Origin of the sequence: Devosia sp. RR2S18, from assembly GCF_030177755.1 — a bacterium.
Classification (GTDB): domain Bacteria; phylum Pseudomonadota; class Alphaproteobacteria; order Rhizobiales; family Devosiaceae; genus Devosia; species Devosia rhizosphaerae.
In genome coordinates, this window is record NZ_CP126539.1 from 1,170,204 (window position 1) to 1,196,108 (window position 25,905).

Consider the following 25,905-nt stretch of genomic DNA (forward strand, 5'->3'; position numbering starts at 1 on the left):
AGGTCAGGATGCAAGCTGACCCAAGGAGGCATCAGAGTGGCCGGAGGGGTACTTGGGAATGCAGGACCGGCCAAAGCCAGCATGCAGCACCCCTCCCGACCCGGCATGCAACCTGTGGACGCAGGAGTTGCACGCCATCCGTTTTGGCGCAGCGGGGACGCCGAATTTCTTCTCTGCCGACGCGGAGGAGTCGTCAGTGCAGAGCTTTCTGTATATGAGGTTCCGCCTGCACTTGGCCCCAACCAGGCGGTTCGCCGATCCGCAAAAATCGGCATGTCGTGCTCTGCGCAATTCACGACTGATCCGCTAGGTGTTCGCATGTAACGTGCTGTTACGGAGGGTTGCGTTTTACATGTAAACCGTCACTATCGGGGCATGCCGAAGACGTCTGCCAACGAACCTGAGCTTGACCGCGCGGCTGTGGCTGAAGCTCTCGAGCGGGTTCTCGCGCAACCAGAAATCGCGCGGTCGCCGCAACTGGCTCAGTTCTTGTCGTACATCGTGAGCCGCACTCTTGAGGGACAGTCGCCAGCCATCAAGGCCTATTCTATCGCCGTGGATGTGTTTGGGCGACCTGCAGATTTCGATCCGCAGAACGATCCGATCGTCAGAGTGCAGGCACGACGGCTGCGAGCGCTTCTGGATGAGTACTATTCTGGTGCAGGCGCAAGCGAAGAGCTCCGCATTGTTCTTCCTCTGGGGCGCTATGTACCGGATTTTGTAGTTGTTCCACGTAAAGTCGGTTCAGTTGCGCCCCTTGATGATGAAGAGAGCGCTATCAGGCACATCGAACGGAAGCGAGTTTCTTGGAACCTGTTGCAGCAGCGGTGGCTCGGTGCGGCAGCCGTTTCTACGTTCATCTTGGTCGCACTCGCTTATGTGCTTTGGTCCTCTCGACCGGATCCGGGTGCTGTTGCTTACAACGTTTCGCTCCCGCGCGTCGCAGTGGCAGACTTCCAGACTTTGGCCGGTGTCCCAGATGCTGTGCCACGCGTTTCGGGCTTAGCGCTGGAGCTGCTGACAGACCTTCAACAGTTTGGCAGTTTCGATGCATCCTATGTGGCACCAGGTGCCGAAAGGCTAGATCAGAACGGATCGGACTATGGGCTTGCCGGCGTCGCACGCCTGGAAGGCGACAGGGTTGAATTTAGCGCCATCTTAACTGACACGCAGACCGCGAGCATGGTGTGGAACCAGACGCTTTCGCTAACCGCTGCTGAGGCAGGGCTGCCCGGTGCACTCGACGAAATTTCTCGTTCGTTCAGCCTCATTCTCGGGAGTGTGCGCGGGCCGGTACACCAGAAAGCCCGTATGCTCCTGGCCAGTGGTCAGGATGTCGTGGACCAGCAGAGTCCCTATCTCTGCCGAATAGCATTCGACCTATACCGCGCAAGCAGCTCCCCGGCGGATAGCAGGCGAGCCCTGGCGTGTTTTGAAGCTCTCCCAGCCGTTGAGCAGGCACGCGCAACAGGACTTGCCGCGGTTGCGAGCCTCATCACAGAGACTGAGAATGCGGCAGAAGAACCTCTGCATATGAGATTGGCTACTGCTGCAGAGAAGCTGCAGCAGGCTCTCTCGTTAGAGCCGACCAGCGCTTTCGTTTGGGAGCAGCAGGCGCGTTGGCACGAAGCTCAGGGAGACGTGGCGTCGGCCCGGGGGGCGTATGGGGTGTCCATCCAACTAAACCCTGCGCGCGGCGATGCCTTGGCAGGACTGGCGCGGCTGCTGGCGTTTACTGGTAATTACAAGGAGGCGGAGGCGTTGATGGAGGCAGCACTTAAGACGCCAGATCCGCCGCCGTGGTATTTTGGAGTTCCCGCTCTACTGGCGCTACGAGACGGCGACTATGAGCGGGCGCTTGAGGCAGCTGAACGCTACGAGGAGGCAGACCGCGAGTTGGGCCCGATCCTCGCCCTGATGGCGTCGCAGGGAGGAGCCAATGGAAATGTGGTCAGCCGCTATTTGCCACAAATTATGGAGGAGCCGGCTTTCCGCCGTTCGGGAATCTTGCCCCGGTTGCGGCTGAGGATCAGTGACAACGCGTTGATGGATGCTATCCGCAACGCTCTCGTGCAGGCAGGTGTGCCGGTGCAGGCGCTGATCAGCGGTTTTTGAGCCTAAACCAGGCTGGTGCCGAACAGTTCTGTCGCCAGTTCGATGAAGCGTTGGCCGCGCTCTTCGAAATTTTTGAACTGATTGTAGGATGGCGCACCTGGCGACAGGATCACAGTATCAAAGGCCCGACGCTGCTGGAGCAGCATCTGCATTGCCTGCCCTAGGTTTTCAGGTTCGGTGACTGCGATCTCCGGCGCGGCTGCGCGCACGGCGCCCGCGAGACGGGTGCCCGTGACCGGAAGGCAGGCAAGCAGCGTGACACCAGCGGCGGGGAGACGGCCGGCAAGGTCCGAATAGTCCTGCTCGCGTTCGTGGCCCCCGGCGATAAGCGCAATCCGCTTTCCGGCGTAAGCGGCCAGAGCCGCCTTGGTGGCTTCGGGAGTTGTCGAGATGGAGTCATCGACGAAGAGAACTTGTCCGATTTGGTGTTCTTCGAGCCGATGGGGCAGGGGCCGGAAAGCTCCGATGCCATCAAGAATACCCTCCAGCGTTGCTCCAGTAGACAGAGCGATCTGCGCGGCGAGGTTAGCGTTGTCGCGATTGTGGGCACCTTTCAGGCGCGATTTTCCGATGGCCTTGTCGATCATGGAAATTTCGGCGGGAGCAAGGTCGCGAACAAGGCGGCGATGATCGCGAACGGCAGTCGCGACGCGTGCGTTGCCACGCGCCGCTGCGCCCAGCGCCACCGGGAAACTGCCTTCACGATCAATGAGGTGCAACTTGTCAGCGTAGTAGCGCTCAACACTACCGTGCCAGTCAACATGCTCGGGATAGAGGTTGGTCACTGCCGCAACGTCCGGCAGGAAGTTCATGTCGGCGGTCTGGTAGCTCGAGAGCTCAAAGACCACAACCGCGTGCTTGTCGGCAATATCAAGCGGGGCAAGCCCCACATTGCCCGCCAAGCCGGCATCGATACCAGAGTGGGTGAGCATCAGATGCACGAGCGTTGCCGTCGTGGATTTGCCTTTGGTGCCGGTGATGGCGATGACGGTGCGACCGGTCCGGTACGCGCCTCCCCAAAGATTGAGGTTGGAGGTGGTTGGAATGCCCGCGTCGCGGGCAATATCGAAAATAGGTTTGTAGCGCGAGACGCCGGGACTTTTCACGATCAGTCCAAAGCGATTTGCCCGGATCGCTTCGGGGAGTGCCTCGGTCGGGATCTGCTCCGTCTCGGCGATCTCGGCTTGTCCGCTGTCGACTGCCACATAGACCTTAAGGTCCGGCTGGCGCGACTTGAGGAAGGCCCGGGTGGAGATGGCCTCCCGACCGGCGCCATAGAGAAGAACGGGCTCCTCAAACCGCATAGGCAGCTACCTTAGCGGCGAGGTCGGCGGGAATGTGGTGGTCGTGGCTGTCGGTCAGGCACTCGGCAAGAGCCGCCTGCAATTGCGGTTCGCCGTATTGGGCGAAGAGATCGGCCTTCACCGCCCTCACCACCGCGTCCTCGTGCCAATCGGCGTGCCGGGTGAGCGAGTAGAGACACGCCGCCGCTTCGAGGATTTCTCCCACGCACTCCCAGGGCTTCTGTCCAGCGAGCCCGGAGAGTTCGCGGAAGGAGCCTTCGTTCTTAGGGTTATCGAGCAGGTTCTGACCGAAGATCGACAGCAGCCGGTCCTTGGCCATGAAGGGCGCAAAGATCAGGAAGACGAAGTGACACTTGGGGCACTCGCCACACCACAGCGGACCATCATTGCCGGTGAGGCGGAAGTTACGGTTGCAGCTCGAAAACACATGGTCGAACTTGCTCGCCTGAGTAAAGAGCGAGGCAATCCGCGCCTCCGAATAGGGCCGGAGCAACGAGTAGTATTTCAGAGCGCCGCCGGTCGCATTGGCGAGCACGTCGGAGATAAGCAACTCAAAGCCGAGTGACTTGGAATATTGGTGGTTGGTCTCGCGCCCGTCGAACACGACATTGCCTTCGCTGGCGGAACGCTCATTGGAGAGCACGATCTGGTCGTAGCCGAGGAGGACCGCACACAGCGCCGCAATCATGGAGTTGATCGCGGTTGAGGGCACGTGCCCATTGTAATAGCCCGGCTCCTTGCCCAGCCGGATCATCTCTGCATCAAGCGTCCGCTTCACATAAACTGGGGGCGTGCCGATCTTTTCAACCGAAGTCAGGATCGGCCCCTTGGGATTGACCGCGAAGGGGGTGAAGGGAACGCCAACAGCGGTGAGAAGATCAACGCTGACCAGCGAGTCCTTGCCGCCCCCGATTGGCAGCAGGGCGCGAACCGGCAGATCGAGCGCCGGATACGCGGTAGTGATATCGTGCGGTGCATGCAGCGTCAGCTTGCCGAAGCGGCTGAGATTGTTGCGCGCGTAAAATTCGCCCAGCCCGTTCTCGTAGACGTCGATGACAAAGGCCCGCTCGCCTTCGGTGAGTGCGATGTTCGGGGCGACGATCTCAAAGGGTGCCCTGAGCTTGAAGTAGCTCACTCCCAGCACGATGCCGGTGAGATCAAGCAGTTTGCCGAAGGCGGCCGAGGTATGTGCCTCACCCGAACTCGCCGGCAATGTCAGCGTCTCGGTGAAACGCAAATCGCCCAGCGAGAACTGGAAACGGGCCTCTCCGCTTGCCGGATCGTAGGTGGGACGCTCGATAAGGAATTGCTCGGTCAAGACTGGCTCTGGCTCCCGACAACCCCGCAGGGTACCGTTCTTATATAGGTCATTTGACGCTCTCAGAGGAGGGCCGCGTGATCAGCAAATCCGCATCTGCATGCGCATGACAATGTCATTGCCCAGCCGCTGGAAGCCGTATTCGCGCATGGTGCAGTTCCAACGATTGCCGCTGCGCTCGATGCGGAAAAGATTGTAGCGGGCTGGGTCATTCAGGCGATTGCCCTGTGCCGCGCTGGCGGCAGCGACGCCGATGACCGGAACTTCATCAACGCGTCCAGGAATTGAGTGGATGGAGGAGCGATGGGTGTGGCCATGCAGGACCAGTTCCGCCCCATGCTCGGCAATGACGCTGCGGAACAGCCGGTGACCCTTTAGGCCAAAAGAGGGGTGCTGCAGTTCGGGATTGGGCGGGTGGTGGATGAGTACAGTGCGGAAGTAGCCCGCCTCGCCCATCACCTTGAGAATACGGCCCAACCGCTCGGCCTGCTTTTCGTCGAAGCGACCCACCGCCAGGAACGGCCTGGTGGGCACGGCACTCGAGCAGGAAATGATAGCCAGCTCACCGACGCGGCGGACAAAGGGAAACGCACCCTCATCGAGTGTCTCCCCCTTGAGATAATCTCCCCACACCTCCTGTGCCGATTCGAGCGCACCGGGGACATAGGCGTCGTGATTGCCGGGGCAAACCGCGATCTTCTCAGCGCTGCCGAGGGCCTCCAGCCATTTTCCCGCACGCTCCACCTCGAAGGGCATGGCAAGATTGACGAGATCTCCCGTAACGGCTGTGAAGTCGACGTTCTGTGCCTGCATATGGGTGACGAGCCGAGCCAGCGTGTCGCTGTTCAGCTCCTCATTGCGGCGCATCTTCCAATTAAGATAGCCGGTGAGGCGTTTGTTGAGGACATCGCGCAACCCGATCTCGGGCATGGGCGAGAGGTGAATGTCCGAAATGTGGGCGAGCGTAATCATCGAAGCGGTCATGCCAGAAGGCGGGGCGCAAGAAAACGGGCAAACGGCCACGCAGTCGATTTTGTCGCCATCAAAGCTCTGCTACCGGTAGACAACAATCGGAGCCGAGAATGCAGATGAATCGCTTTCAGCAACTGCGCGCCAAGGTATTCCTCACCGCCAAGGGGCTCTGGCACCGCATGACGATCGGTGCCCGCGTCATGGTGGTGGATGGCAACAAGGTGCTGCTGATCCGCCATACCTATGTGCCGGGCTGGCAGTTCCCGGGCGGCGGTGTGGGCCCAGGAGAGACCGTTGAGTCCGCGGCTGCGCGTGAAGTGCTGGAGGAAACCGGCTACCGGGTTACCGGGCCCATGGAGATGCTGGGCATCTATCATAATACTAGCCCGGTAACGAACCGCGACCATGTGGCTTTTTACGTCGCGAAGTCGTTCGAAAAGGCGTTCGACCGCAAGCCCGATCATGAGATTTCCGAGGTGGCCTGGTTCGACCGGTCTGCACTTCCCGACAAGGTCACTCCTGCCACCTCACAGCGTATAGATGAGTATTTCGACAAGTCTCCGCGCCGGGACGTCTGGGGGTACTGACCCGGCGCGCTGAGGGAGGAACTTACGAAAGGAAGGGGAGTTCCGGACCCACCGGGATGATCCGCGTTGGATTGATGGTGGGGTGGCTCCAGTAATAGTGAGTCTTGATGTGATCGAGATCCACCGTCTCCTTCACACCCGGCACTTCATAAAGGGCCCTGAGGTAATGCGAGAGGTTCGGGTAGTCGGCGATGCGCTTGCGATTGCACTTGAAGTGGCCGACATAGACGGCGTCGAACCGCACCAGCGTGGTGAACAGCCGCCAGTCGGCCTCGGTGATGTTCTCACCGGCTAGGTAGGCAGTCTCGCCCAATAGACCTTCCACCCAGTCTAGTGCCTCGAAAAGCTTGATGACCGCTTCTTCATAGGCGGACTGGGTAGTGGCGAAACCTGCCTTATAGACCCCGTTGTTGATATCGTCGTAAACGCGGGCATTAACCTCGTCGATGCGGGCGCGCAGAGCCTCGGGGTAGTAATCGTCCGTGTTGCCGGTCAACTCGTTGAAGGCCGAGTTGAACATGCGGATGATCTCGGCGCTTTCATTGGAGACGATAGTGCCGGTCTGCTTGTCCCAGAGCACCGGCACGGTGACACGCCCGGTGTAATCGGGCTGAGCCTGGGTATAGACCTGCCAGAGATAATCTTTGTCCAGGAGGCGATCACCGGTCGAGCCTTCGTCCTGCTTGAAGCTCCAGCCCGTTTCGTCGGGCATCTTGGGGGAGACGACCGACACGGAGATAAGGTTTTCCAGCTCTTTGAGCTTGCAGAAAATCAGCGTCCTGTGCGCCCAGGGACAGGCGAGGGAAACATAGAGGTGGTACCGGTCGGCCTCGGCCTTGAACCCGCCCTCTCCAGAAGGACCGGGGTTGCCGTCGGCCGTGACCCAGTTGCGGAAGCCGGCGGTGCTGCGCACGAATTTGCCGCCGGTTTTCGTGGTATCGTACCACTGGGTGGACCATTCGCCGTCGATTAGCTGTCCCATTTTTTTGTCCTTTCCGTCATGTTCCGGTCGCCTTGTGGAGGTGAAATCCCCGTTAGGCTCGAGCGTTGCCTTTCCACTTAGGGGAGGGAACGCAACCCGAGAAGGCCGCATTGGCACAACGGACTGTTGTGCAACTGGCAGCAGAACAGCTGCAATCGCCGCAAAATCGGAGACGTGGTGATGACTTCCTGTTTACGAGCAAGGGGCGTGGTGCTAATGCGGTTTTCAGGCGTGGAGGCGCCCAGGATGGTAAAAGTTGCGCTAGCGACATTGTCGGTCAACCGACGACCCTAAGTGGTCTTCGAAGCGGTGCTCGCGAGAGCGCCGGGTTTGTCCTGCGCATCCATTCTGGATTTCCATCATGAACACCATTCCTGCCCCCTCGGCTGCGGCCGCTGTCGCTTCTGCACCTGCACGGATACCCACCGTTCGTCCTGCCACCGAGGCGGACGACGCGTTTATCGATGAACTGCAGGCGATCGCCTTCGGACCGGGGCGGTTCGCGCGGACGGCGTTTCGCATTCGCGAGCGGTTCCCTATCGACAAGAGCCTGAGCCTGATCGCGGAAGTGGATGGTACCCCTTGCGGGTCGGTGTGGATGACCCCCATCAGCATCGATGGTCTCAACGGCTATATGCTGGGGCCGCTCGCCACCCATCCCAATTTCCGCAAGCTCGGCGCCGGAAAACTGCTGGCGCGCGAAGTCACCAAGCGGACGCTGGCACGCGGCGAGGGCAAATTCGTGATGCTGGTTGGGGACCGCGACTATTACTGCCCCCTGGGCTGGGAGCCCACTACACCGGGCAATATCGAGTTTCCAGGCCCGGTCGACCCCACGCGCGTCCTGCTGTTCGCGGAGGACAAGAGCCTGGCGGAAACCCTGAGTGGACCGATTTCGGCCTGGCAGGACAGCTAGGGGGTGCGAGAGCCGTGGGTTTTGCCTAGACTTACGGTTCGCAACTGACCACGGTGCCTCCTTGTCGCCTGACGACGCTACCATTGCCCATGTGACGAGCCGCTTGCTGTCGGCGGCGCCCGCACTGCCCAACCGGGATCAATTGGTGCCTGACTGGGCGCCGTTGCAGCCGTTTGAGCGTCCACCCGTGCAAGCTGCAGTCTTGATCGGCCTCGTGCGCCGGCCCGAAGGTCTGACGGTGCTCTACACCGAACGCTCTCCCGATCTAAGGGCGCATTCGGGGCAAGTGGCGTTTCCAGGGGGGAAGGTTGACCCGCAGGACGCCGGCGTCGCCGATGCCGCACTACGGGAAGCCTTCGAGGAAGTGGGACTGCCACGCGAGAACGCGCAAGTATTGGGGTTCATGTCCACCTATTATACCGGCACCAATTATCTCATCACGCCTGTGGTGGCGGTGCTGGACCCACAAGGTCCCTTTGTGCCGAACCCGGAAGAAGTACATTCGGTGTTCGAGGTGCCACTGCGTCGCATTCTCGATCATGCGACCTATGGCGAGTTTCGCATCAGCCGGGGGGGCAAGGAGCACCGGACCTGGCAGATCGACCACGACGGGCACCGCATCTGGGGCATCACCGCGAACATCACGCGACGCTTCCGCGACCTTGTCGTCGAGGAGGCGGCAGCATGAGCTTGGCCGATCTCGCAAGGGCCGAATGGCTCCGCCGGGCGGAGACGCAAGCAATCTTTGCCGCGCTGGACGGGGGAGAGGGGCGGACCCGGGCCGTGGGTGGAGTGGTGCGCGATACTATCCTTGCCCATGAGCGCACCACGGCGGACATCGATCTCGCCACTGAGCTCGTGCCTGACGAGGTCATAGCGCGGGCCGAGCGTGCCGGCATCGCCAGCTACCCGACGGGGTATGCGCATGGCACGGTGACGCTGAAGCTGGGCGATACGCTGGCCGAGGTCACGACCCTGCGGCAGGACATCGAGACGGATGGACGCCATGCGGTCGTAAGCTTTGGAACGGACTGGACTGCCGATGCCTCGCGTCGCGACTTCACACTTAATGCGCTCTATTGCGGTGCTGACGGCGCGCTGCTTGATCCGCTGAATGGCCTGGAGGACGCCCTGGCGCGCCGGGTCCGCTTTATCGGCGATGCCAGGGCGCGGATCGCTGAGGACGGCCTGCGAGTTTATCGGTTCTTCCGCTTTTCCGCGAGCCACGGCGGCGAGCGGTTTGACCCTGAAGGGCTACAAGCGAGCAGGGCGGCTGCGGGCCGCCTCGAGCATATCTCGGCCGAGCGGGTGGGCGGCGAGATGCTGCGAATGCTGGCGCTGCCCAGGATTGCGGCAACCCTGGAGCAGATGAGCGCCATCGGCCTACTGGCTGCTCCAGCTCCTTCGCTGAATACCCTACAGACTTACGAGACGCTCGGAGGGCGTTCGCCGGCCAGTCGACTGGTGCTCCTGGCGGGCGGCGAGCTCGACGACCTTCGGGCGCGTTGGCGGCTTTCGAACGAGACCGTAAAGGCTGCCCAAGCTATCAGTGCAGCAGCAGATTTGGTGGGTTCTGGGCGGGTAGGCGAAGCCACTTACCGACACGGCGAAGCGGCGGTCGAGGGCCTTGCGGTGGCAGCGGCGCGGCAGGGCTGGGCACGTGAGTTCCTGGGAGAAGTCGCCCGGGAAATGGGCCGTACGGTGGTCGGGCAATTCCCAGTCAGCGGCACGGATTTAACCAGCCTCGGCTTAGAACCGGGGCCGGCGCTGGGTCAGCAACTGGCACGCCTTGAACGCGCGTGGATCGACAGCGGTTTTAGTCTCAGCAAGGCTGATCTCTTGGCGATGGCACGCCCCTAGTGGCGCGTGGAGCTATCCACGTCGACGATGCGCTCTTTGATGCGCTCCACCATCTCTGGGCGAACTTCGGTCTCGCCGTGATAGGCCTTGAGGTTCTCGACAGCTTTACGGACCACTTCGGCCTCGCTCTCGGCCTCAGCACGCCAATTGGAACCGGGAATCAACGAACCGGAATCAAAGCGTTTCATCTTCAATCTCCCTTGGTTGGTCTGATGGAACGCCGCCCTGCGGATCACGGTTCCGAAACGGTCACATAGTTTTGCTACGCGCAGAGCACGGACGGTGCTAGATTCGGGGCAAGGAAAGCGATGGGAGGAAAGCCGAGTTCAATGGGTGCGGGTTTGTGGAACAGAATGCGGGATACGCTGTGGCCGCGAATGGGGCTGCGCCGTTACGGCACCTATTTGCGCAAGCGCCTGCTGCGCCTCTCGGCCAGCCCACATGCGATCGGTGCCGGAGTGGCCTCTGGCGCGGCGGTTTCTATGTTCCCGCTGGTTGGCATCCACTTCGTTCTCGGCTTTGTTCTGGCCTTTGCGACACGTGGTAATATGATCGCCGCAGCGATCGGCACCGCATGGGGGAACCCGATCACCTTCCCCTTCTTTTTTGCGGCTTCGTACCGGCTGGGCGACTGGATGCTTGGCGGGGGCGGGGTGAGCGCCCGCGAAGGGCAAGCCGTAGCGGCAACAGGTGAACAGCTCAGCCAAGGTCTCTTCGCCGATGGCTTCAGCTCGGTCTGGCCAACCTTCAAGACGATGCTGATCGGCAGCATCCCGCTGGCGCTGTTGGTATTCGCGACTTTCTATGTGGTGACCCGCATGCTGGTGAGCCGCTTCCGCGCTTTGCGCCAGGAGCGCCTCGCCGCCCGGCGTTCGCCCTCGGCTGCGCCCGCCAAAAACATTAGCTAGGGCCAGCGCACCTCTGGCGGCATGGACGACAATATCGAGTTCACATTGCCACCAGTCTTGAGCCCGAAGGTCGTGCCGCGATCATAGAGCAGATTAAACTCCACGTAACGGCCGCGACGGATCAACTGCTCGTTCCGCTCGTCCTCAGTCCACGGTGTCTCAAAGTTGCGGCGCACCAGCTTGGGATAGATGTCGAGGAAAGCCTCACCCACCTGTCGCGTGAACGCGAAGTCGGCATCCCAATCGCCCGAGTTGAAGTGGTCGTAGAAAATCCCGCCAATGCCGCGCGGCTCGTTGCGGTGCGGCAGGAAGAAGTACTCGTCGCACCACTGCTTAAAGCGCTGGTAATCAACCGCCGGGTGGGCGGCGCAGGCTGCCTGCATGGCCGCGTGGAAATCGATGCTGTCGGGATCGTCCTGGGTGCGTCGACGGTCGAGCACCGGCGTCAGGTCTGCGCCGCCGCCGAACCACTGCTTGCCCGTCACGATCATGCGCGTGTTCATGTGCACGGCTGGAACATGGGGGTTCCAGGGATGCACGATCAGGGAAATGCCTGAGCTCCAAAACTGAGTACCGGCTTCGGTGCCCGGCATCTGCTTGGCGAATTCCTCGGAGAACTGGCCGTGGACCGTCGAGATGTGTACGCCAGCCTTCTCGAAGACGCGGCCCTTGAGCATGCCCATCTCGCCGCCGCCGCCGGCCTGACGGTCCCATGGCATGCGCTCGAACCGCCCGGGCTCCAGCTGGCCGTGCGGCCCCTGCACCGACGCTTCAAGGTCATCGAAGGCATCGGCGATGCGGTCGCGCAGGGCGCGGAACCAGCGTTCGGCAGCGGCCTTCTTAGCCTCGATCTCGGGGGGAAGTGTATCGATCATGCTCATGGGCAGTGCAATGAACTCTCACCGCAGGGCTGTAAACCCACCGGTCTGTCTTTTCGCTTCCCCCAATATCATGGCTGCCGCTACCGCCACATTGATCGAGCGCAAACCATTTTGCATGGGGATGCGAACGCGCAAGTCGGCCGCCTCGGCGACACTGTCGGGTACGCCGGAGCTTTCGCGCCCCACCATCAGGATGTCGTCGCCAGCATAGGATGCCGCATAGGCCGAGGCGCTCGCCTTGGTGGTCAACAGCACCAGACGGCGATTCTCCTGCCGGCGCCAGGCATCGAACTGATCAAAGCTCGCGTGCTCGCGGACGCTGGCATAATCGACGTAATCCATGCCGGCCCGGGCCAGGGTTTTGGGCGAGAGCGGAAAGCTCGTGGGGTGGATCACATGGATGGTCGTCGCCAAACATGCGCCCAGCCGGATCAAAGTGCCTGTATTGTTGGCGATTTCAGGCTGGTAGAGAGCGAGTTCGACCACTCAATTCTCCTGCGCGACAAGGTCGGTCCTGTGCGGTCTCGACGACCTTGTGGATAGAGGCGCGGGTATAGTGTCGCACTTCGCCTTTGTCACCGTCCCGTGCACTGGACAAGTTCATGTGACAGTGCAAAAAGAGCCGCGACTGACGGGCCGCTTGAGGGCGGACGGCTGCCGATTCCGCGTATGTGGTGGATTGGCGGGCTGATTGCCGGCCGCGTCTGATGTGCATTGTACGGGGATACGGACCTTGGCCACGCAAGCTCAACACAAATCGACACGGCGGGATTTCCTGTTCGTCGCCACCGGTGCCGTGGGTGCCGTGGGTGCGGCGGCCGTGGTCTGGCCGCTGATCAATCAGCTCAACCCCGACGCATCGACGCTGGCGCTCGCCACCATCGAGTTCGACGTCGCCGCCATTCCCGAAGGGCAGTCCGTCACGGTGATGTGGCGCGGCCTGCCGGTGTTTGTGCGACACCGCACCGCGGCCGAGATCGCCGAGGCACGTGCCGTGCCGCTGGAGGAACTCAAGGACCCCGAACTCGACGAGCAGCGTGTCCAGGAAGGGTACGAGCAGTGGCTGATCATGATCGCCAACTGCACCCATCTGGGCTGCGTCCCGGTCGGTGAGTCGGGCGATTTCGATGGCTGGTTCTGCCCATGCCATGGTTCGCACTACGACACGGCTGGCCGCATCCGCCAGGGTCCGGCGCCGACCAATCTGGTGCTGCCGCCATATACATTCCTCAGCGATACGCTGGTCCAGATCGGTTAGTAGAGGCTTCGCCGATGTCAGAACATTCGACCTATACGCCGAACTCGGGCGTCGAGAAGTGGCTGGACGAGCGCCTGCCCATCATCAGGTTCTCCAAAGAGCACTTGATGGACTTCCCCACCCCGAAAAACCTCAACTACTGGTGGACCTTCGGCGCCATCCTGGTGATGTGTCTGGCGATCCAGATCGTCACGGGCGTCATTCTGGCCATGCACTATACGCCCAATGTGGCGATGGCGTTCGACTCCGTCGAGCACATCCGACGCGACGTTAATGGCGGCCGCATGATCCAGGCCTTCCACGCGGTGGGTGCCTCGATGTTCTTTGCGGCACTCTACATCCATATGGGTCGCAATCTCTATTTCGGCTCCTACAAGGCGCCACGCGAGATCCTCTACATCATCGGCGTGCTGATTTTCGTTACCGTGATGGCGACCGCGTTCATGGGCTATGTGCTGCCCTGGGGCCAGATGTCTGGTTGGGCGGCGACCGTGATCACCAACATCTTCGCGGCCATTCCGGTGATCGGCACTCCGTTGCTGGAGCTGCTGCGCGGTGGCTTCGCGGTGGGTAACCCGACTCTCAACCGCTTCTTCTCGCTCCATTACCTGCTGCCTTTCGTGGTTGCGGCGCTGGTGGCGCTCCATATCTGGGCGCTGCACGTCCCGGGCAACAACAACCCGGTCGGTGTGGACGTGAAGTCGAGCCGCGATACGCTGCCCTTCAACCCGTACTACACGGTGAAGGACGCCTTCGCGATGGTGGTGTTCCTGATCCCGTTCTGCTGGTTTGCGTTCTTTGCCCCCGATATCCTGGGGCATCCCGACAACTACATCCAGTTCGACAGCCAGGTGACCCCGGCGCATATCGTTCCGGAATGGTACTTCCTGCCGTTCTACGCCATCCTGCGGGCCATCGACTTCAACATCCTGTTCATCGACTCCCGTCTGGGCGGCGTCATCTTCTTTGCCGGCTCGATCCTGATCCTGTTCTTTGTGCCCTGGCTCGATACATCCAAGGTGCGCTCGGGCGGCTTCCGTCCGATCTTCAAGTGGTTCTACTGGCTGTTCATCATCAACTTCCTGGCGCTCACCTATCTTGGTGCCGCACCGGCGGAAGGCATCTATGTGGTGTTCGCCAAGCTCTGCACCGCCTACTACTTCATCTACTTCCTCGTCGTGCTCCCTGTGCTCGGCCGTATCGAGAAGCCCCGGCCGCTGCCGACCAGCATCTCTGAAAACGTGCTGGCCAGGACCCATGCGTGAGGGAAGGGCAGGAATTATGATCAACACCAAGACTATTGTTGCGGCCCTGGCCCTGGTCGCCGGCTTCTCAGCCCCGGCCCTCGCGGCCGAAGGGGACGTGGTGCATATCGAGCGCCAGAATTGGAGCTTCGCGGGGATTTTCGGCACCTATGACGAGAACCAGCTCCAGCGCGGCTTCCAGGTGTTCCGGGAATCTTGTGCGAGCTGCCACAGCGCGCGGCTGATTGCGTTCCGCAATCTCGCTGAAGCCGGTGGCCCCGGTTTCTCGGAAGAGCAGGTCAAGGCTCTTGCGGCCGAATACGAGGTCTTCGACGATCAGGCCGAAGGTGGTGTCCGCCCGGGCGTGCCAGCCGACCGCTTCCCGCCGCCATTCCTAAGCGAGCAGGATGCTCGCGACGCCAATGGTGGCTCCATTCCGCCCGATCTGTCGGTGATGGCTAAGGCGCGTGGCGTGCACGATCCTTTCCCCAATTGGGTGTTCAACTACTTCACCGCGTATCAGGAAGGGGGACCTGATTATATCCACGCCCTCCTGACCGGCTACCATGAAGAGGCACCTGAGGGCTTCGAGCTGCCGCCTGGCAAGTATTACAACGAAGTCTTCCCCGGACACGCTATCGGCATGCCGCCGCCACTGTTCGACGGACAGATCGCCTATGAAGTTGGCGAAGGCCAGGTGGAAGTGCCGCTGACGGTCGATCAATACGCCACCGACGTGGCCGCCTATATGATGTGGATGGCCGAGCCGCATCTGGCGGGTCGTAAGCAGACTGGCTTCGTCGTGCTGTTGTTCCTGTTCGTGTTCGCTGGCCTCATGTGGGCCACCAAGCGGCGGCTGTGGGCGGGTATCGAGCACTAGCTCGAAAGGCGTTGCTAAAGTTTCGAAGAGGGCCTCCGGGCCCTTTTCTTTTGCGCCTCCTCCGGGCCAGGGCCTCTTGCCAATCCCGCCCAGGGTCGCAATATGGAAGCTACGCAACCGGGTATTCAGGGAGCCGAGATGAGTGCCGTTCGTATCGCCTTTACCGTTGCCAGTGCCGCCATGGCCGCCACCCGCAATCCGGTGGTTCGCGCCGGGATCCGTCAGCTCGCGAACAACCCCAAGGCGCGGGAAACCGTGCTTAAGGTGACACAGGACGCCGCCTACAATGCCGGGGTCGTCGCACGGCACATCATGGGTCGGCGTCTGCCCTAATCTCTCTTCCAGTTCCCAACCCAAACGGTTGCCTATGTCTCTCGATCTGAAGTCGCTCGTCCGTACCATTCCGGACTACCCCAAGCAGGGAATTCTGTTTCGCGACATCACCACCCTGATTGAGCACCCGGAGGGCTTCCGGGAAAGCGTCGAGCGGATTGCCCAGGAGCACCGGGGCAAGGGCTTCACGCATGTGGCTGGTATCGAGGCACGTGGGTTTATCTTTGGCGCTGGCGTGGCCATTGCCCTGGGCGTCGGCTTCGTGCCTGTCCGCAAGCGCGGCAAGCTGCCGGGGCAGACCATCGGCCAAAACTATGTGCTCGAATATGGCGTCGACACCATCGAGATCCATGCGGATGTGCTGAGCGATGTGCACAAGGTGCTGCTGGTGGATGACCTCATCGCGACGGGCGGTACGGCCATTGCGGCCGTCAATCTCATACGCCGCACAGGTGCCGTGTGTGACGATGCCGCCTTTGTTATCGACCTGCCGGAGTTGGGCGGTGCCGACAAGCTGCGCGCCGAGGGGGTCAATACCTCGGCGCTCATGTCATTCGAAGGCCACTGAGCTACCAGTTGTTTCGACCGTCGACCTTCTCGATCTGAAGGGTAGAAAGGTCTAGATCGTCGAGAAGCCGAAGGTTGATGCCTAGGATCTGGGCCGTCGGCAGCGTGCCTGGATCGACGCCTGGTTTAGGCGTCCCGTCGGTGTTGTAGATCGATCCCCAATCTGGCGCGCTCCCCCATGTCTGCATGCCGCAGGTGCCGCAGAAATGGTGTTGATTGACGCCTGAGGGTGCGTAGGTCCGCTTTTCGACGTCGCTCACTACTCGAAGCTCCCCAGGGGCGTAATAGCCCCAAACAGCGCCCGTCTTGCCACAGAAGGTGCAGTTGCACTCCATGGCGTGTTCGGGCGGGTGAGGCAATTCGATCTTGGTGGCGCCGCAATGGCACGTGGCGGTGAGGGGCATGGCAAGGCTCTCCGATTGGCATACCCGTTCGTACAGCCGAGCCATGTCAGCCCTTGTCAGTAGCCCGACAAATGCTCCGCTGGAGGATGATCCTTTCCAAACAAAAGGCGGGGCAGCCTGGTAGCTGCCCCGCCACGTTTTTGCACGCCAACCCCGCTTAGGGTTCGAGCTGGCCCTTCTCTGGCGCCTCCTGGGCGCTGAGATCGGGCTCGTTGCGGGTGACCCACAGCGAGTAGATCACGCCGCCGGCAAGGATCATCAGGGTGACGACCAGCGAGAGCAGGGTGTCAATGTGAATACCCATCGGAACCAGGAAGATCTTGATGCCGATCAGCACCAGGATAATCGCCAGCGAGGTCTGCAGATAGCGGAAGCGGTTCATGGCTGCCGCTAGAGCGAAGTAGAGGGCGCGCAGGCCAAGGATGGCGAAGATGTTGGAAGTGTAGACGATAAAGGTGTCCTGGGTGACCGCAAACACGGCCGGCACTGAGTCGACGGCGAAGATAAGGTCGACGGTCTCGACCATGATCAGCGCCACCGCCAGCGGGGTTAGCCAGGTAACCAGCTTGCCGGTCTTGGGGTCGGGCTGCTTCACGGTGAAGTTGCGGCCGTGCAGCGTCTTGGTGATGCGGAAGCGACTTTGGAGGAAGTTGAAGACCGGGTTCTTCTCGATGTCCGGCTCTTCGTCCTGATGCTTGAACATGCGCAGGCCGGTGAACACCAGGAAAGCGCCGAAAATGAAGAGAATCCAGTTGAACTGATAGACCAGGGCCGCACCCACGCCGATCAGAATAGCGCGGAAGGCGATCACGCCCAGAATGCCCCAGAACAGCACCCGGTGCTGGTAGAGGCGCGGAATACCAAGGAAGCCGAAAATTGTGGCGATGACGAACATGTTGTCCATCGCCAACGACTGCTCGATCAAATAGCCGGTGTAGAATTCGAGACCAGACTCGGGACCGCGCTGCCACCAGACCCAGCCGCCAAAGGCAATGGCGATGAGGACATAGAATGCGTAGAGGCTGAGGCTCTCTTTGGCGCCGATCTCATGCTCATCCCGGTGCAGGATGCCAAGATCGAAGACCAGCAGGGCGATGACGATCGTGATGAACGCCACCCAGAAATATATCGGTGTACCGAGAAACTCGCCAGTAAAGGCGGCAAGCAGCGAATCCATCGCCGGACCTTCTCCATGAATTGGTGGAGCAGCTCCGACATCGCCATAGCAATAGAGCTATGACCAGAGGGGCCCGGCGCCGCCCGCCCAAAGAGCCCAAAGCGGGGGAAAATACAAGCCCCCTTGAGCGTCTGCGCTCAGCGTGGCGTGCAGAGCATCGCGATAGTGTCGCTGGTTTCGAGCTGGATGGCGGTGCCCCAGTTGGGATCGGGGATGACGCGGCCCGCCTGGATGTTCTTCTGCGTGCGTAGATTGCCATCGTTGAAGCCCACACCATCCTGGTAGCGGGTCAGCGTGCCGGTGCCCGATGCCGAGTCTCCGGGTGTGTGCGAGGCAAAGCCGAACACCGAGCCGTAGATGGTCAGTATTCCCGCCTTGTTAGCGGTCGCGTCGCGACAGCCCCAATTGCCCTCGAAGTTCTGGGCGAGAGCTGGAGCCGCGGAAAGGGCAAGCAGGGTGGTGACAAGGGCGATTCGGCGCATAGCGCAGAGAGTGAATGCGCCGAGAGGAGCTTTCAAGTCGCTCGTTTCAGTTTGGGGCCAATCACCGGCAGCTTGGTAAGGGCCAACAGGAGCTTGAGCCGCAGCGGCATGCGATAGTCCCGCAGCTTGGAGAACCCAACGAATTCAGCGAAGTAGACCTGATCGCCATGCTGGTTGGTGCCGATCATCCGGTTGAACAGCAGGCCCCAGCCGGGAATGGAATTGGAGGGCCGCTTGCCGGTGACGGAGAGTTGATAGCTGACCGTATCGCCGGGGCGCACTGGCGCGGGAAAATCGATCTTGCTGCCGCCAGGGGAGGGGCCGGATACGCCCGGTTCCTTGCCCAGTTCGCGCAAGCGCTTTTCCTCGGCAAAGAGGGCATCGACCATCTTGCGGTGCCCTACGCTGGCGGTATGCCAGCCGCTCGCCACCAAGCCGCCGAAATGGCTGTGCACGGCGCGCTCGGGATCGATGTGATAATATTGCGGATCATACTTCTTGGCGAAGTCGATTATCGCGTCCTGCTCGAAGGTGTGAGTTCCCAGCTCAAACACTTCGTCGATGACGATATCTTCATACCACCGCGTCATGCCAGGGTCTCCGGGCTGCGCGTGTCGACGAGATTGTTGAGGCGCAAGGACATCACCTGCTTGTCCTTCTGGTTGCGAATATCGAAATCGAGGGTGACGATCCCCCACTGCTTGTGCGTGGCGGAGCGCCGCAACTCGGCGATGGTTACCGTGCCGCCAATGGTGTCGTCCGCCATCACCGGCGCCTTCCACTTGAGATCGGTGAACCCAAGGCCTCCGGCCGAAGCGATCTTGGAGAGAAAGGCATCGACCAGCAGGCGCAGGCTCAGCCCCCCGGTCTGCCAGCCGCTCGAGGCGAGGCCGCCGAGGAGGGAGGCTTTGGCAGCTGCTTCGTCGAGGTGAAAGGGGAAGGGGTCGAACTCGCTGGCGAATTCGATGATCATTTCCTTGGTAACGGTGATGCGTCCCAGTTCGATGACTTCCCCAACGGTCAGGTCCTCAAAGTGGCGCCGGTCCTTAGTGACAGGATTGGTCATTTGCTTGCCCTATACGTCAACCTGTCTTTTGCACCTTTTGCTCCGACGCGACAAGTCCGCCGGAAACAAAGAAGGGGCCGCTCGGGCCCCTTCTGCGCAGATCATGTCCAGGTCAGGTGTTGAACTTGAACAGCATCACGTCACCGTCCTTGACCACATATTCCTTGCCTTCGTCGCGCGCCTTGCCCGCTTCCTTGGCCGGCACTTCGCCGCCCAGGGTGACGAAATCATCATAGGCAATGGTCTGCGCGCGAATGAAGCCGCGCTCAAAATCGGTGTGGATCACGCCGGCGGCGGCGGGAGCCTTGTCGCCCTTGTGGATGGTCCAGGCGCGCGTTTCCTTGGGGCCTACCGTGAAGTAGGTCTGGAGCCCTAGGAGGTTATAGGCTTCGCGGATCAGCCGGTTGAGCCCGGGTTCGGTGAGACCCAGCGAGCCGAGATATTCAGCCTGTTCCTCATCGGGCAGTTGGGCAAGCTGGGATTCGATCTCGGCTGAAATGACCACGACGCCGGCATCATGCGCCTTGGCGTAGTCTTCCACCTTGCGGCTCATCTCGTTGCCTTCGGCCGCCGAGCCCTCATCGACATTGCAGACATAAAGGGCGGGCTTGGAGGTGAGCAGCTGAAGCTCTTGGAAGGCCTTCTCTTCCTCGGCGTCGCGCTTGACGAAGCGGGCGGACTTGCCGTCACGGAGGAGGACCAGCGAGCGGTCGATCAATTCCAGGGTGAGCTTGGCTTCCTTGTCGCCGCCCTTGGCCTTCTTCTCGACACCGGCGCGGCGCTTTTCGAGAGATTCCAGGTCGGCCAGCATCAATTCGGTTTCGACCACCTCGGCATCGGCGAGCGGATCGACGCGATTGGCGACGTGGATAACGTTGGGATCCTCGAAGCACCGCAGCACATAGGCAATGGCGTCGACCTCACGAATATTGGCGAGGAACTGGTTGCCCAGGCCCTCGCCCTGGCTGGCGCCTTTGACCAGTCCGGCGATATCCACGAAGCTCATGCGGGCGGGCAGGACCTGTTGCGACTTGCCGATGGCCGCGAGCTTTTCGAGCCGGACGTCAGGCACCGATACTTCGCCAACATTGGGCTCGATGGTGCAGAAGGGGAAGTTGGCGGCCTGGGCCGCGGCGGTGCGGGTCAGCGCGTTGAAAAGCGTCGACTTGCCGACATTGGGCAGGCCGACAATGCCCATCTTGAAACCCATGGGGAAGTGCTCCGGAATTTAGTTGGCCACCACTTGGTTCGGATCGGCAGCCATGTCAATGCGAGGTGGTCAGTCGTTGCCAAAGAGCTTCTTTAGCATGTCGGCCATCGGCCCCTTGTCGGGCAGTTTGGCGTCGGGCTTTGGCTGGCGGGCCTGGCGGATGTGGCTCTGGCCCTTGGGCGCCGGCTTTGCCGCAGGCGCCTCGTCCGCCTTGGTGGCGAGCGCCAGCTTGTTCATGAAACCGCTATCGTCGCCCTTGAGTAGCAGGCCCACATGACGGCCCAATGCATCGAGCAGCGGCTCGAGCCACGCTGCATCGGCTTTGGCGAAGTCGCCGAGCACGTGGGGCGTGACGAACTCCTTGCCCGGGTGCCCTATGCCGAGCCGGACGCGCTTGTAGTTAAGCCCGATCTGGGGATCGATGGAGCGCAGGCCGTTGTGCCCGCCATTGCCGCCGCCCACTTTCACCCGCACCTTGCCGGGGGCGAGGTCAAGCTCGTCATAGAAGACGACGATGTCGTCGGGCGGGATCTTGTAGAACTGAGCGACCTGCTGGACGCTATCGCCAGAGCGGTTCATGAAGGTCTGCGGCTTGAGCAGCAGCACCTTCTCGCCCTCGATATTGCCCTCAGCCAGAAGGCCGGCATGCTTGCTCTTCCAGGTGCCAATGCCGTGCTCGCGGGCGATCGCGTCGCTGGCCATGAAGCCGATATTGTGCCGGTTGCCCTGATACTGGTTTCCCGGATTGCCCAGGCCCACAAGCAGTTTCATGTCAATCTCCGGAAACAAACGAGGCGACCCGGAGGTCGCCTCGAAGCGTGTTCGCTAAGGGGTCGAGGCGATTACTCGCCCTCGCCCTCCGATTCATTGCCGCTGTCGCTGTCGGCACCGGCTTCAGCCGACCGTAGGCCCGAAGGCGCCACGATGGTCGCGATGGTGAAATCGCGGTCGGTGATGGTCGGGGTCACGTTGGCCGGCAGGGTGACGGCCGAGATGTGAAGCGAGTCGCCGATTTCAGTGCCCGAAAGGTCAACCACGATCTCTTCGGGGATCTGGTCGGCGGGAACCGAAACTTCCACGGTGTGGCGGACGACGTTCAGCGTGCCACCGCGCTTCAGACCCGGGCTCTTTTCTTCGTTGATGAAGGTGACGTGCACTTCAACGTCGAGACGGGTGTTGGCGCCGACGCGCAGGAAGTCGATATGGATCGGGAAATCCTTGACCACGTCGAGCTGGTAGTCGCGTGGGATCACGCGGTGCTTGGTGCCATCGACATCGAGATCGATGATGTGGGACAGAAAACCACCGCCATAGATGCTCTTGTGAGCATCCTTGTAGGGGACAGCGACGGTGACGGGGGGCTTCTTGTCACCATAAATAACAGCGGGAACGAGTCCCTGACGACGCAGTTCACGAGCGGCCCCCTTGCCCACTCCCTCACGCGCCTGTGCCTTGAGCACCTTGGTCTCAGCCATGGAAATATCCATTCTGGGTTGGTGTATGCCATTCCTACAACAGCATACGCGCCCGTCCTCCAGGGGTGACGAGCGCTTCATGGCGCGGGCTATAGCGCAACGGGTTAGCGCGGGCAAGCAGACTCGCTTGAATGCGCTACTTCTAGGGCGTTTTAGTCGAAGAGGCTGGAGACGGATTGCTCGCTGGCGGTGCGGGCAACGGCTTCACCGATCAGCGGCGCGATGGTCATGCGGCGGATATTGGGGGCGGCCTTGGTCGCGTCGGTCTCCTCGATGGAGTCCGTCACCACCAGTTCCTTGAGCTTGCTGGAGGCGATGCGCTCGGCGGCGCCTCCCGACAAAACGCCATGGGTTATATAGGCCGAGACTTCCTTGGCGCCCGCCTTGAGCAGGGCTTCGGCGGCGTTCACCAGCGTGCCGCCACTATCGACGATGTCATCGATCAGAATGCAGGCCTGACCCGAGACGTCGCCGATGATGTTCATGACCTCGGATACGCCGGCCTTTGGGCGGCGCTTGTCGACAATGGCGAGGTCGGTGCCCAGGCGCTGCGCCACGGCGCGGGCGCGGGCGACGCCGCCGACGTCGGGCGAGACGATCATGGTGTTCTCGAGCTTGTAGTTGTCGAGAATATCGCGGGTGATGATCGGCGCCGCATAGAGGTTGTCAGTGGGTATGTCGAAGAAGCCCTGGATCTGGGCGGCATGCAGGTCCAGCGTGATGACGCGGTTGACCCCGGCTTCGGCGATCAGATTAGCAACCAGCTTGGCAGAAATTGGGGTGCGCCCGGTGGCGCGGCGATCCTGGCGGGCATAGCCGAAATAGGGCAGGACGGCCGTGATGCGGCGCGCTGATGAGCGGCGCAGCGCATCGGTGAGGATCAGCAATTCCATCAAATTGTCATTGGCGGGAAAGCTGGTCGACTGCAGGATGAAGACGTCTTCGCCGCGCACATTCTCGTGCAGTTCGACATAGACTTCCTTGTCAGCGAAACGCTTGACCGTACAGTTCGTCAGGGGAAGCTCAAGGTAGCTGGCGATGGATTGGGCGAGGGTCCGGTTGGAGTTGCCGGTTACCAGCTTCATGGGTGCGATCCTGTCTCAACGGGTCCGGGAGGAAGCGGACCATCCAGTTTCGCGGGCAGCTTTAGCGGCTCGACCCAACCATGGCAACGCACCACTTGGCGCATGCTAAAAGAATCATGTCAGGCCGATGACGGCGATCTGCCGCCCTGTCGTGGTGCCCTGGTGCGTGGCATGTCGGTGCGAGAAATACTTGTCGGGGGAGCCATAGGTGCAGCCCCCGACCAGATCGATCCGCTCGACACCGGCGGCCCTCAATTGATCCGTGACGAAGCCGGGGAGGTCGAAATGATCTCGGCCACTTTCCGGCACAGAGAAATAGGCATCGCCATCTGGATGCAGCGCGAGGAAATCGGCCTTGAACTGGGCCCCGACTTCATAATTGGGTGCGGAGATCGTCGGACCGATCGCTGCGACAATCCGCGCCGGGGTAGCGCCGAGCTCCTGCATGGCGGCGACGGTGTTGCCGATGATGCCCTCGGCTGCGCCGCGCCAGCCGGCATGGGCTGCGCCAATAACGCCCGCCTCCGGGTCGGCCAGAAGCACGGGGGTACAATCAGCGGTCATGATGCCAAGCACCAGTCCACGGCGCGCTGACACTATGGCGTCAGCTTCCACTGTCTGGCCGGTCAGGGGGCCGGTGACGGGTACCACGCGCGTTGAATGAACTTGCTTGAGCAACACGAACTGCCGCGGCTCGACACCCATGGCGGCCGCGATGAGCTTGCGGTTGTCCGCCACCACGTCCGGGTCATCCCCACCGGTGTCCGAGACGTTCAGCCCCGCGTAGATGCCGCTCGATAGCCCGCCCTGGCGCCCGAAAAAGGCGTGACGAATGTCCGGCATGGCGATCAGGCTGGGGCTTTGTTCGTGCGGAACGTTCATGGTGCAAATCCCGGAGGTACGAGGCCAGGGCTTGCCGCGCAAAAGGCCTTGAAGAGCGTGCCCATCTGCTGGGGCGAGACGAGGCGATCTCGAGCCTGCTCGACATCGCTTGCCGAGCCTGGGTTGGCGACTGCAAGTGCCTTGGCGCGCTCATTGATGCCGAGATGCTGAAGAAATGCGGCCTGGGTGGTGAGGGGCTGCACCATCAGGCCAGCATTGGCGGCAACAGTGCTCAAAGCGCCGAAGTCCACATGCGTGGAGAGATCGGTCTCTCCGGGCGCTTCGAGAACGTCGGCAAATTGATGGCGGCGCACCCCTTGCAAGGTCTCCCCGGTCTGTGTCTGCTCATAGCCATAGTCGATGGCAAGAATGGCGCCGCCTTTTACAGCGACGGCCTTGCTGAGCCGTGACATCACCTCGCCGCTAGCGATGCCGACCTCGAAAACCGCTCCAACCGGCGCATCGGCAACCGCCTCCGGCATGGCGCTCATGGGAATGGGCGTGGGCGACAGACCGAATACGCGCTTGTTGTCATCGAGCCCCACCATGCGCTCGTGCCAGCCGTCTTCGGCTCGCACGAACTGGCGCACCGGAAGGGCATCGAAGAACTCGTTGGCAACGATCAACAGGGGCTCTGCGCTCAGCTTATCAAAGTCGCTGATCCATTTGGGCTCGTAGGGTTCCAAGCGCGCATTCTGTTCGGCGATCAGAGCCGGATTGGTTTCAAAGAGGCGCAGGTCGAGTCCATCTCGAAACCCCTCGGCGCGGCAGGCCACACGCAGCATATCGGCCATCAGCGTGCCGCGGCCGGGACCGAGCTCGAGCAGGGTGAAAGCCTTGGGGCTGCCCATCTGCTGCCAGAGATTGACGAAGAAGAACCCCACCAGTTCCCCGAACATCTGGCTGATCTCGGGCGCGGTGACGAAATCGCCCTTGGTCCCCAGTGGATCGCTGGTCCGGTAATAGCCCTTGGAGGGATGGGTAAGGCAGAGACCCATATAGGTGGCCAGCGACATGGGCCCGTTGGTGCGGATCTGCATGTCGATGAGTTCGGGGAGACTGGGGCTCTCGTTCATGCTGGCCTCGGATGACGGAGGGAGGCTTCCTTGCGGGTTGCCGCGTAAACCACGAGCAGGATGCCGATCACGAGCATGGGCAAGCTCAGGATCATACCCATGGTGAGCCAGCCGCTATAGAGATAGCCAATCTGGGCGTCGGGCAGCCGGACGAACTCCACGACGATGCGCGCCAGCGAATAGCCGATGGCAAAGACACCTGCGACGAGCCCCGGACGGCGCAGGCCATAAAGCACATGCGTGACGAACCGGATCAGGAGGAAAAGCAGCAGTCCTTCCAGCAGCGCCTCGTAGAGCTGGCTAGGGTGACGGGGCGTTTGCAAGGGATCGGTCGGGAACACGACGCCCCAGGGCAGGGTGGTGGGCGCCCCATAGAGCTCGGCATTGATGTAGTTGGCAAAGCGCCCCAGCATGATGCCGATGGTGGCCACAGCAGCGATAAGATCAAGCGAGCTCAGCCAATTGCCGCCCTTGGAGCGGGTAAATAGGATTGCCGCGACCATCAGGCCGAGCATGCCGCCATGGAAGCTCATGCCGCCATCGAGCGTATTCAGAATCTGTGCCGGGTTTTCCAGGTAGAAGGGCAAGTTGTAAAAGAGCACATAGCCGACGCGGCCGCCCAGGACGATGGCCAGCATGGTCCAGAACGCGAAGTCCCAGATGTCCTGTGCCTTGAAAGGTGGTTTGCCCTCGTGCCACAGCCGTGGGTTGCGCAGGAGGAGGTAGCCATAAACGGCGCCCAGCCCCACGCCTGCCAAATATGCCAGCGCGTACCAGCGCACGGCGAACGGACCAATGGCAAAGGCAACCGGATCGATATTGGGAAAAGGCAAGGCTGCTCCTGCATTTACTCTATGCGCGGGACCATTGCCGGTCATGCCGCTCTGGTCAAGTCGGCAGCCATGGCCTAAGTATCAAGGCAA

30 protein-coding genes are annotated in these 25,905 nt (G+C 61.4%); 11 read left to right on the forward strand and 19 right to left on the reverse strand.

The genetic code is table 11. The features are described 5' to 3' along the window. Positions 1-375 precede the first annotated feature (375 nt). A complete protein-coding gene (locus QOV41_RS05615) occupies positions 376-2,115 on the forward strand; it encodes a tetratricopeptide repeat protein (protein ID WP_284580089.1) in 1,740 nt (579 codons plus the stop codon). 2 nt (positions 2,116-2,117) lie between these two features. Here the strand turns inward: QOV41_RS05615 and murD are convergent, their stop codons facing one another. The 3 genes from murD to QOV41_RS05630 form a co-directional block, all read right to left on the reverse strand. Continuing rightward, the gene (gene murD, locus QOV41_RS05620) at positions 2,118-3,419 is read right to left on the reverse strand and encodes a UDP-N-acetylmuramoyl-L-alanine--D-glutamate ligase (protein WP_284580090.1); all 1,302 of its coding nucleotides are present in this window, start codon (positions 3,417-3,419) and stop codon (positions 2,118-2,120) included. Continuing rightward, positions 3,409-4,737 (reverse strand): hypothetical protein, encoded by a 1,329-nt coding sequence (locus tag QOV41_RS05625; RefSeq protein WP_284580092.1) that lies wholly within the window; start codon positions 4,735-4,737, stop codon positions 3,409-3,411. Before QOV41_RS05625 ends, murD begins: the two co-directional genes overlap by 11 nt. Positions 4,738-4,818: 81 nt before the next feature. Further along, positions 4,819-5,709 carry a metallophosphoesterase family protein gene (locus QOV41_RS05630; protein ID WP_284580093.1) on the reverse strand — a complete coding sequence of 297 codons (891 nt, stop codon included), beginning with the start codon at positions 5,707-5,709 and terminating at the stop codon, positions 4,819-4,821. A 110-nt stretch (positions 5,710-5,819) separates the two neighbouring features. Here QOV41_RS05630 and QOV41_RS05635 point away from each other — a divergent pair, with 110 nt between their 5' ends. Then, on the forward strand, positions 5,820-6,296 hold the full coding sequence (locus QOV41_RS05635; protein WP_284580095.1) for an NUDIX domain-containing protein: 477 nt from the start codon (positions 5,820-5,822) through the stop codon (positions 6,294-6,296). Positions 6,297-6,318: 22 nt separating this feature from the next. Here QOV41_RS05635 and QOV41_RS05640 read toward each other — a convergent pair whose 3' ends face one another. Further along, positions 6,319-7,278, reverse strand: a complete 960-nt coding sequence (locus QOV41_RS05640) for a glutathione S-transferase family protein (RefSeq protein ID WP_284580097.1) — start codon at positions 7,276-7,278, stop codon at positions 6,319-6,321. A 361-nt stretch (positions 7,279-7,639) separates the two neighbouring features. Between QOV41_RS05640 and QOV41_RS05645 the strand changes: the two genes are divergently transcribed. The 3 genes from QOV41_RS05645 to QOV41_RS05655 all read left to right on the forward strand — a co-directional run bounded on the left by QOV41_RS05645 (position 7,640) and on the right by QOV41_RS05655 (position 10,054). Next, a complete protein-coding gene (locus QOV41_RS05645) occupies positions 7,640-8,194 on the forward strand; it encodes a GNAT family N-acetyltransferase (RefSeq protein ID WP_284580098.1) in 555 nt (184 codons plus the stop codon). A 61-nt stretch (positions 8,195-8,255) separates the two neighbouring features. Further along, positions 8,256-8,882 (forward strand): CoA pyrophosphatase, encoded by a 627-nt coding sequence (locus QOV41_RS05650; RefSeq protein WP_284580100.1) that lies wholly within the window; start codon positions 8,256-8,258, stop codon positions 8,880-8,882. Continuing rightward, positions 8,879-10,054 carry a CCA tRNA nucleotidyltransferase gene (locus QOV41_RS05655; protein ID WP_284580101.1) on the forward strand — a complete coding sequence of 392 codons (1,176 nt, stop codon included), beginning with the start codon at positions 8,879-8,881 and terminating at the stop codon, positions 10,052-10,054. The genes QOV41_RS05650 and QOV41_RS05655 overlap by 4 nt, the downstream gene beginning before the upstream one ends. Here the strand turns inward: QOV41_RS05655 and QOV41_RS05660 are convergent. Next, complete coding sequence (locus QOV41_RS05660; RefSeq protein WP_284580103.1) at positions 10,051-10,242, reverse strand: DUF1059 domain-containing protein; 192 nt, start codon at positions 10,240-10,242, stop codon at positions 10,051-10,053. The two genes, QOV41_RS05655 and QOV41_RS05660, sit on opposite strands and share 4 nt — an antisense overlap. Positions 10,243-10,407: 165 nt before the next feature. Here QOV41_RS05660 and QOV41_RS05665 point away from each other — a divergent pair, with 165 nt between their 5' ends. Next, the gene (locus QOV41_RS05665) at positions 10,408-10,962 is read left to right on the forward strand and encodes a DUF2062 domain-containing protein (protein ID WP_284580105.1); all 555 of its coding nucleotides are present in this window, start codon (positions 10,408-10,410) and stop codon (positions 10,960-10,962) included. Here QOV41_RS05665 and hemF read toward each other — a convergent pair. Next, positions 10,959-11,843 (reverse strand): oxygen-dependent coproporphyrinogen oxidase, encoded by an 885-nt coding sequence (hemF, locus tag QOV41_RS05670; protein WP_415926748.1) that lies wholly within the window; start codon positions 11,841-11,843, stop codon positions 10,959-10,961. The two genes, QOV41_RS05665 and hemF, sit on opposite strands and share 4 nt — an antisense overlap. An 18-nt stretch (positions 11,844-11,861) precedes the next feature. After that, a complete protein-coding gene (locus QOV41_RS05675) occupies positions 11,862-12,329 on the reverse strand; it encodes a tRNA (cytidine(34)-2'-O)-methyltransferase (protein WP_284580107.1) in 468 nt (155 codons plus the stop codon). A 247-nt stretch (positions 12,330-12,576) separates the two neighbouring features. Here QOV41_RS05675 and petA point away from each other — a divergent pair, with 247 nt between their 5' ends. The 5 genes from petA (at position 12,577) to QOV41_RS05700 (ending at position 16,126) form a co-directional block, all read left to right on the forward strand. Then, positions 12,577-13,101, forward strand: a complete 525-nt coding sequence (gene petA / locus QOV41_RS05680; protein ID WP_284580109.1) for a ubiquinol-cytochrome c reductase iron-sulfur subunit — start codon at positions 12,577-12,579, stop codon at positions 13,099-13,101. A 14-nt stretch (positions 13,102-13,115) separates the two neighbouring features. Beyond that, positions 13,116-14,366 (forward strand): cytochrome b, encoded by a 1,251-nt coding sequence (locus QOV41_RS05685; RefSeq protein ID WP_284580110.1) that lies wholly within the window; start codon positions 13,116-13,118, stop codon positions 14,364-14,366. Between the two features lie 16 nt (positions 14,367-14,382). After that, positions 14,383-15,225 (forward strand): cytochrome c1, encoded by an 843-nt coding sequence (locus QOV41_RS05690; protein ID WP_284580112.1) that lies wholly within the window; start codon positions 14,383-14,385, stop codon positions 15,223-15,225. Between the two features lie 138 nt (positions 15,226-15,363). Then, positions 15,364-15,558 (forward strand): hypothetical protein, encoded by a 195-nt coding sequence (locus QOV41_RS05695; RefSeq protein WP_284580114.1) that lies wholly within the window; start codon positions 15,364-15,366, stop codon positions 15,556-15,558. A 34-nt stretch (positions 15,559-15,592) separates the two neighbouring features. Then, entirely contained in the window at positions 15,593-16,126 is a 534-nt protein-coding gene (locus QOV41_RS05700; RefSeq protein WP_284580115.1) for an adenine phosphoribosyltransferase, read from the forward strand. 1 nt (position 16,127) lies between these two features. Here the strand turns inward: QOV41_RS05700 and QOV41_RS05705 are convergent, their stop codons facing one another. The 12 genes from QOV41_RS05705 to lgt all read right to left on the reverse strand — a co-directional run bounded on the left by QOV41_RS05705 (position 16,128) and on the right by lgt (position 25,860). Then, complete coding sequence (locus tag QOV41_RS05705) at positions 16,128-16,529, reverse strand: GFA family protein (RefSeq protein WP_284580116.1); 402 nt, start codon at positions 16,527-16,529, stop codon at positions 16,128-16,130. 157 nt (positions 16,530-16,686) lie between these two features. After that, the gene (locus QOV41_RS05710) at positions 16,687-17,706 is read right to left on the reverse strand and encodes a TerC family protein (protein WP_284580117.1); all 1,020 of its coding nucleotides are present in this window, start codon (positions 17,704-17,706) and stop codon (positions 16,687-16,689) included. 137 nt (positions 17,707-17,843) lie between these two features. Next, positions 17,844-18,224 carry a hypothetical protein gene (locus QOV41_RS05715; RefSeq protein ID WP_284580118.1) on the reverse strand — a complete coding sequence of 127 codons (381 nt, stop codon included), beginning with the start codon at positions 18,222-18,224 and terminating at the stop codon, positions 17,844-17,846. Continuing rightward, positions 18,221-18,778 (reverse strand): MaoC/PaaZ C-terminal domain-containing protein, encoded by a 558-nt coding sequence (locus QOV41_RS05720; protein WP_284580120.1) that lies wholly within the window; start codon positions 18,776-18,778, stop codon positions 18,221-18,223. The genes QOV41_RS05715 and QOV41_RS05720 overlap by 4 nt, the downstream gene beginning before the upstream one ends. Continuing rightward, positions 18,775-19,254 carry a MaoC family dehydratase gene (locus QOV41_RS05725; RefSeq protein ID WP_284580121.1) on the reverse strand — a complete coding sequence of 160 codons (480 nt, stop codon included), beginning with the start codon at positions 19,252-19,254 and terminating at the stop codon, positions 18,775-18,777. Before QOV41_RS05725 ends, QOV41_RS05720 begins: the two co-directional genes overlap by 4 nt. A gap of 112 nt (positions 19,255-19,366) precedes the next feature. After that, positions 19,367-20,464 carry a redox-regulated ATPase YchF gene (gene ychF, locus QOV41_RS05730; RefSeq protein WP_284580122.1) on the reverse strand — a complete coding sequence of 366 codons (1,098 nt, stop codon included), beginning with the start codon at positions 20,462-20,464 and terminating at the stop codon, positions 19,367-19,369. A gap of 69 nt (positions 20,465-20,533) precedes the next feature. Continuing rightward, positions 20,534-21,235: an aminoacyl-tRNA hydrolase gene (gene pth, locus QOV41_RS05735; RefSeq protein ID WP_284580124.1), complete on the reverse strand. Its 702-nt coding sequence runs from the start codon at positions 21,233-21,235 to the stop codon at positions 20,534-20,536. Positions 21,236-21,306: 71 nt separating this feature from the next. Next, positions 21,307-21,939 (reverse strand): 50S ribosomal protein L25/general stress protein Ctc, encoded by a 633-nt coding sequence (locus tag QOV41_RS05740; RefSeq protein WP_284580125.1) that lies wholly within the window; start codon positions 21,937-21,939, stop codon positions 21,307-21,309. 152 nt (positions 21,940-22,091) lie between these two features. Further along, the gene (locus QOV41_RS05745) at positions 22,092-23,024 is read right to left on the reverse strand and encodes a ribose-phosphate pyrophosphokinase (RefSeq protein WP_284580126.1); all 933 of its coding nucleotides are present in this window, start codon (positions 23,022-23,024) and stop codon (positions 22,092-22,094) included. Between the two features lie 114 nt (positions 23,025-23,138). Next, the gene (gene pgeF / locus QOV41_RS05750) at positions 23,139-23,906 is read right to left on the reverse strand and encodes a peptidoglycan editing factor PgeF (RefSeq protein ID WP_284580128.1); all 768 of its coding nucleotides are present in this window, start codon (positions 23,904-23,906) and stop codon (positions 23,139-23,141) included. Next, positions 23,903-24,982: a class I SAM-dependent methyltransferase gene (locus QOV41_RS05755; protein ID WP_284580129.1), complete on the reverse strand. Its 1,080-nt coding sequence runs from the start codon at positions 24,980-24,982 to the stop codon at positions 23,903-23,905. Before QOV41_RS05755 ends, pgeF begins: the two co-directional genes overlap by 4 nt. Beyond that, positions 24,979-25,860, reverse strand: coding sequence for a prolipoprotein diacylglyceryl transferase (lgt, locus tag QOV41_RS05760; protein WP_284580130.1), 882 nt, complete (start codon positions 25,858-25,860; stop codon positions 24,979-24,981). The genes QOV41_RS05755 and lgt overlap by 4 nt, the downstream gene beginning before the upstream one ends. Positions 25,861-25,905 lie beyond the last annotated feature (45 nt).

What these genes read in the sequence shown, in the direction of transcription:
- QOV41_RS05745 (WP_284580126.1), bottom strand. Translation starts at nt 23,024, where the DNA reads ATGAAGCTGGTAACCGGCAACTCCAACCGGACCCTCGCCCAATCCATC.
- QOV41_RS05635 (WP_284580095.1), top strand. Translation starts at nt 5,820, where the DNA reads ATGCAGATGAATCGCTTTCAGCAACTGCGCGCCAAGGTATTCCTCACC.
- pth (WP_284580124.1), bottom strand. Translation starts at nt 21,235, where the DNA reads ATGAAACTGCTTGTGGGCCTGGGCAATCCGGGAAACCAGTATCAGGGC.
- lgt (WP_284580130.1), bottom strand. Translation starts at nt 25,860, where the DNA reads ATGACCGGCAATGGTCCCGCGCATAGAGTAAATGCAGGAGCAGCCTTG.
- QOV41_RS05700 (WP_284580115.1), top strand. Translation starts at nt 15,593, where the DNA reads ATGTCTCTCGATCTGAAGTCGCTCGTCCGTACCATTCCGGACTACCCC.
- QOV41_RS05645 (WP_284580098.1), top strand. Translation starts at nt 7,640, where the DNA reads ATGAACACCATTCCTGCCCCCTCGGCTGCGGCCGCTGTCGCTTCTGCA.
- QOV41_RS05655 (WP_284580101.1), top strand. Translation starts at nt 8,879, where the DNA reads ATGAGCTTGGCCGATCTCGCAAGGGCCGAATGGCTCCGCCGGGCGGAG.
- QOV41_RS05720 (WP_284580120.1), bottom strand. Translation starts at nt 18,778, where the DNA reads ATGACGCGGTGGTATGAAGATATCGTCATCGACGAAGTGTTTGAGCTG.
- QOV41_RS05725 (WP_284580121.1), bottom strand. Translation starts at nt 19,254, where the DNA reads ATGACCAATCCTGTCACTAAGGACCGGCGCCACTTTGAGGACCTGACC.
- QOV41_RS05665 (WP_284580105.1), top strand. Translation starts at nt 10,408, where the DNA reads ATGCGGGATACGCTGTGGCCGCGAATGGGGCTGCGCCGTTACGGCACC.
- QOV41_RS05740 (WP_284580125.1), bottom strand. Translation starts at nt 21,939, where the DNA reads ATGGCTGAGACCAAGGTGCTCAAGGCACAGGCGCGTGAGGGAGTGGGC.
- hemF (WP_415926748.1), bottom strand. Translation starts at nt 11,843, where the DNA reads ATGAGCATGATCGATACACTTCCCCCCGAGATCGAGGCTAAGAAGGCC.
- QOV41_RS05695 (WP_284580114.1), top strand. Translation starts at nt 15,364, where the DNA reads ATGAGTGCCGTTCGTATCGCCTTTACCGTTGCCAGTGCCGCCATGGCC.
- QOV41_RS05685 (WP_284580110.1), top strand. Translation starts at nt 13,116, where the DNA reads ATGTCAGAACATTCGACCTATACGCCGAACTCGGGCGTCGAGAAGTGG.
- QOV41_RS05710 (WP_284580117.1), bottom strand. Translation starts at nt 17,706, where the DNA reads ATGGATTCGCTGCTTGCCGCCTTTACTGGCGAGTTTCTCGGTACACCG.
- pgeF (WP_284580128.1), bottom strand. Translation starts at nt 23,906, where the DNA reads ATGAACGTTCCGCACGAACAAAGCCCCAGCCTGATCGCCATGCCGGAC.
- QOV41_RS05640 (WP_284580097.1), bottom strand. Translation starts at nt 7,278, where the DNA reads ATGGGACAGCTAATCGACGGCGAATGGTCCACCCAGTGGTACGATACC.
- QOV41_RS05690 (WP_284580112.1), top strand. Translation starts at nt 14,383, where the DNA reads ATGATCAACACCAAGACTATTGTTGCGGCCCTGGCCCTGGTCGCCGGC.
- murD (WP_284580090.1), bottom strand. Translation starts at nt 3,419, where the DNA reads ATGCGGTTTGAGGAGCCCGTTCTTCTCTATGGCGCCGGTCGGGAGGCC.
- ychF (WP_284580122.1), bottom strand. Translation starts at nt 20,464, where the DNA reads ATGGGTTTCAAGATGGGCATTGTCGGCCTGCCCAATGTCGGCAAGTCG.
- QOV41_RS05615 (WP_284580089.1), top strand. Translation starts at nt 376, where the DNA reads ATGCCGAAGACGTCTGCCAACGAACCTGAGCTTGACCGCGCGGCTGTG.
- QOV41_RS05705 (WP_284580116.1), bottom strand. Translation starts at nt 16,529, where the DNA reads ATGCCCCTCACCGCCACGTGCCATTGCGGCGCCACCAAGATCGAATTG.
- QOV41_RS05660 (WP_284580103.1), bottom strand. Translation starts at nt 10,242, where the DNA reads ATGAAACGCTTTGATTCCGGTTCGTTGATTCCCGGTTCCAATTGGCGT.
- QOV41_RS05755 (WP_284580129.1), bottom strand. Translation starts at nt 24,982, where the DNA reads ATGAACGAGAGCCCCAGTCTCCCCGAACTCATCGACATGCAGATCCGC.
- QOV41_RS05630 (WP_284580093.1), bottom strand. Translation starts at nt 5,709, where the DNA reads ATGATTACGCTCGCCCACATTTCGGACATTCACCTCTCGCCCATGCCC.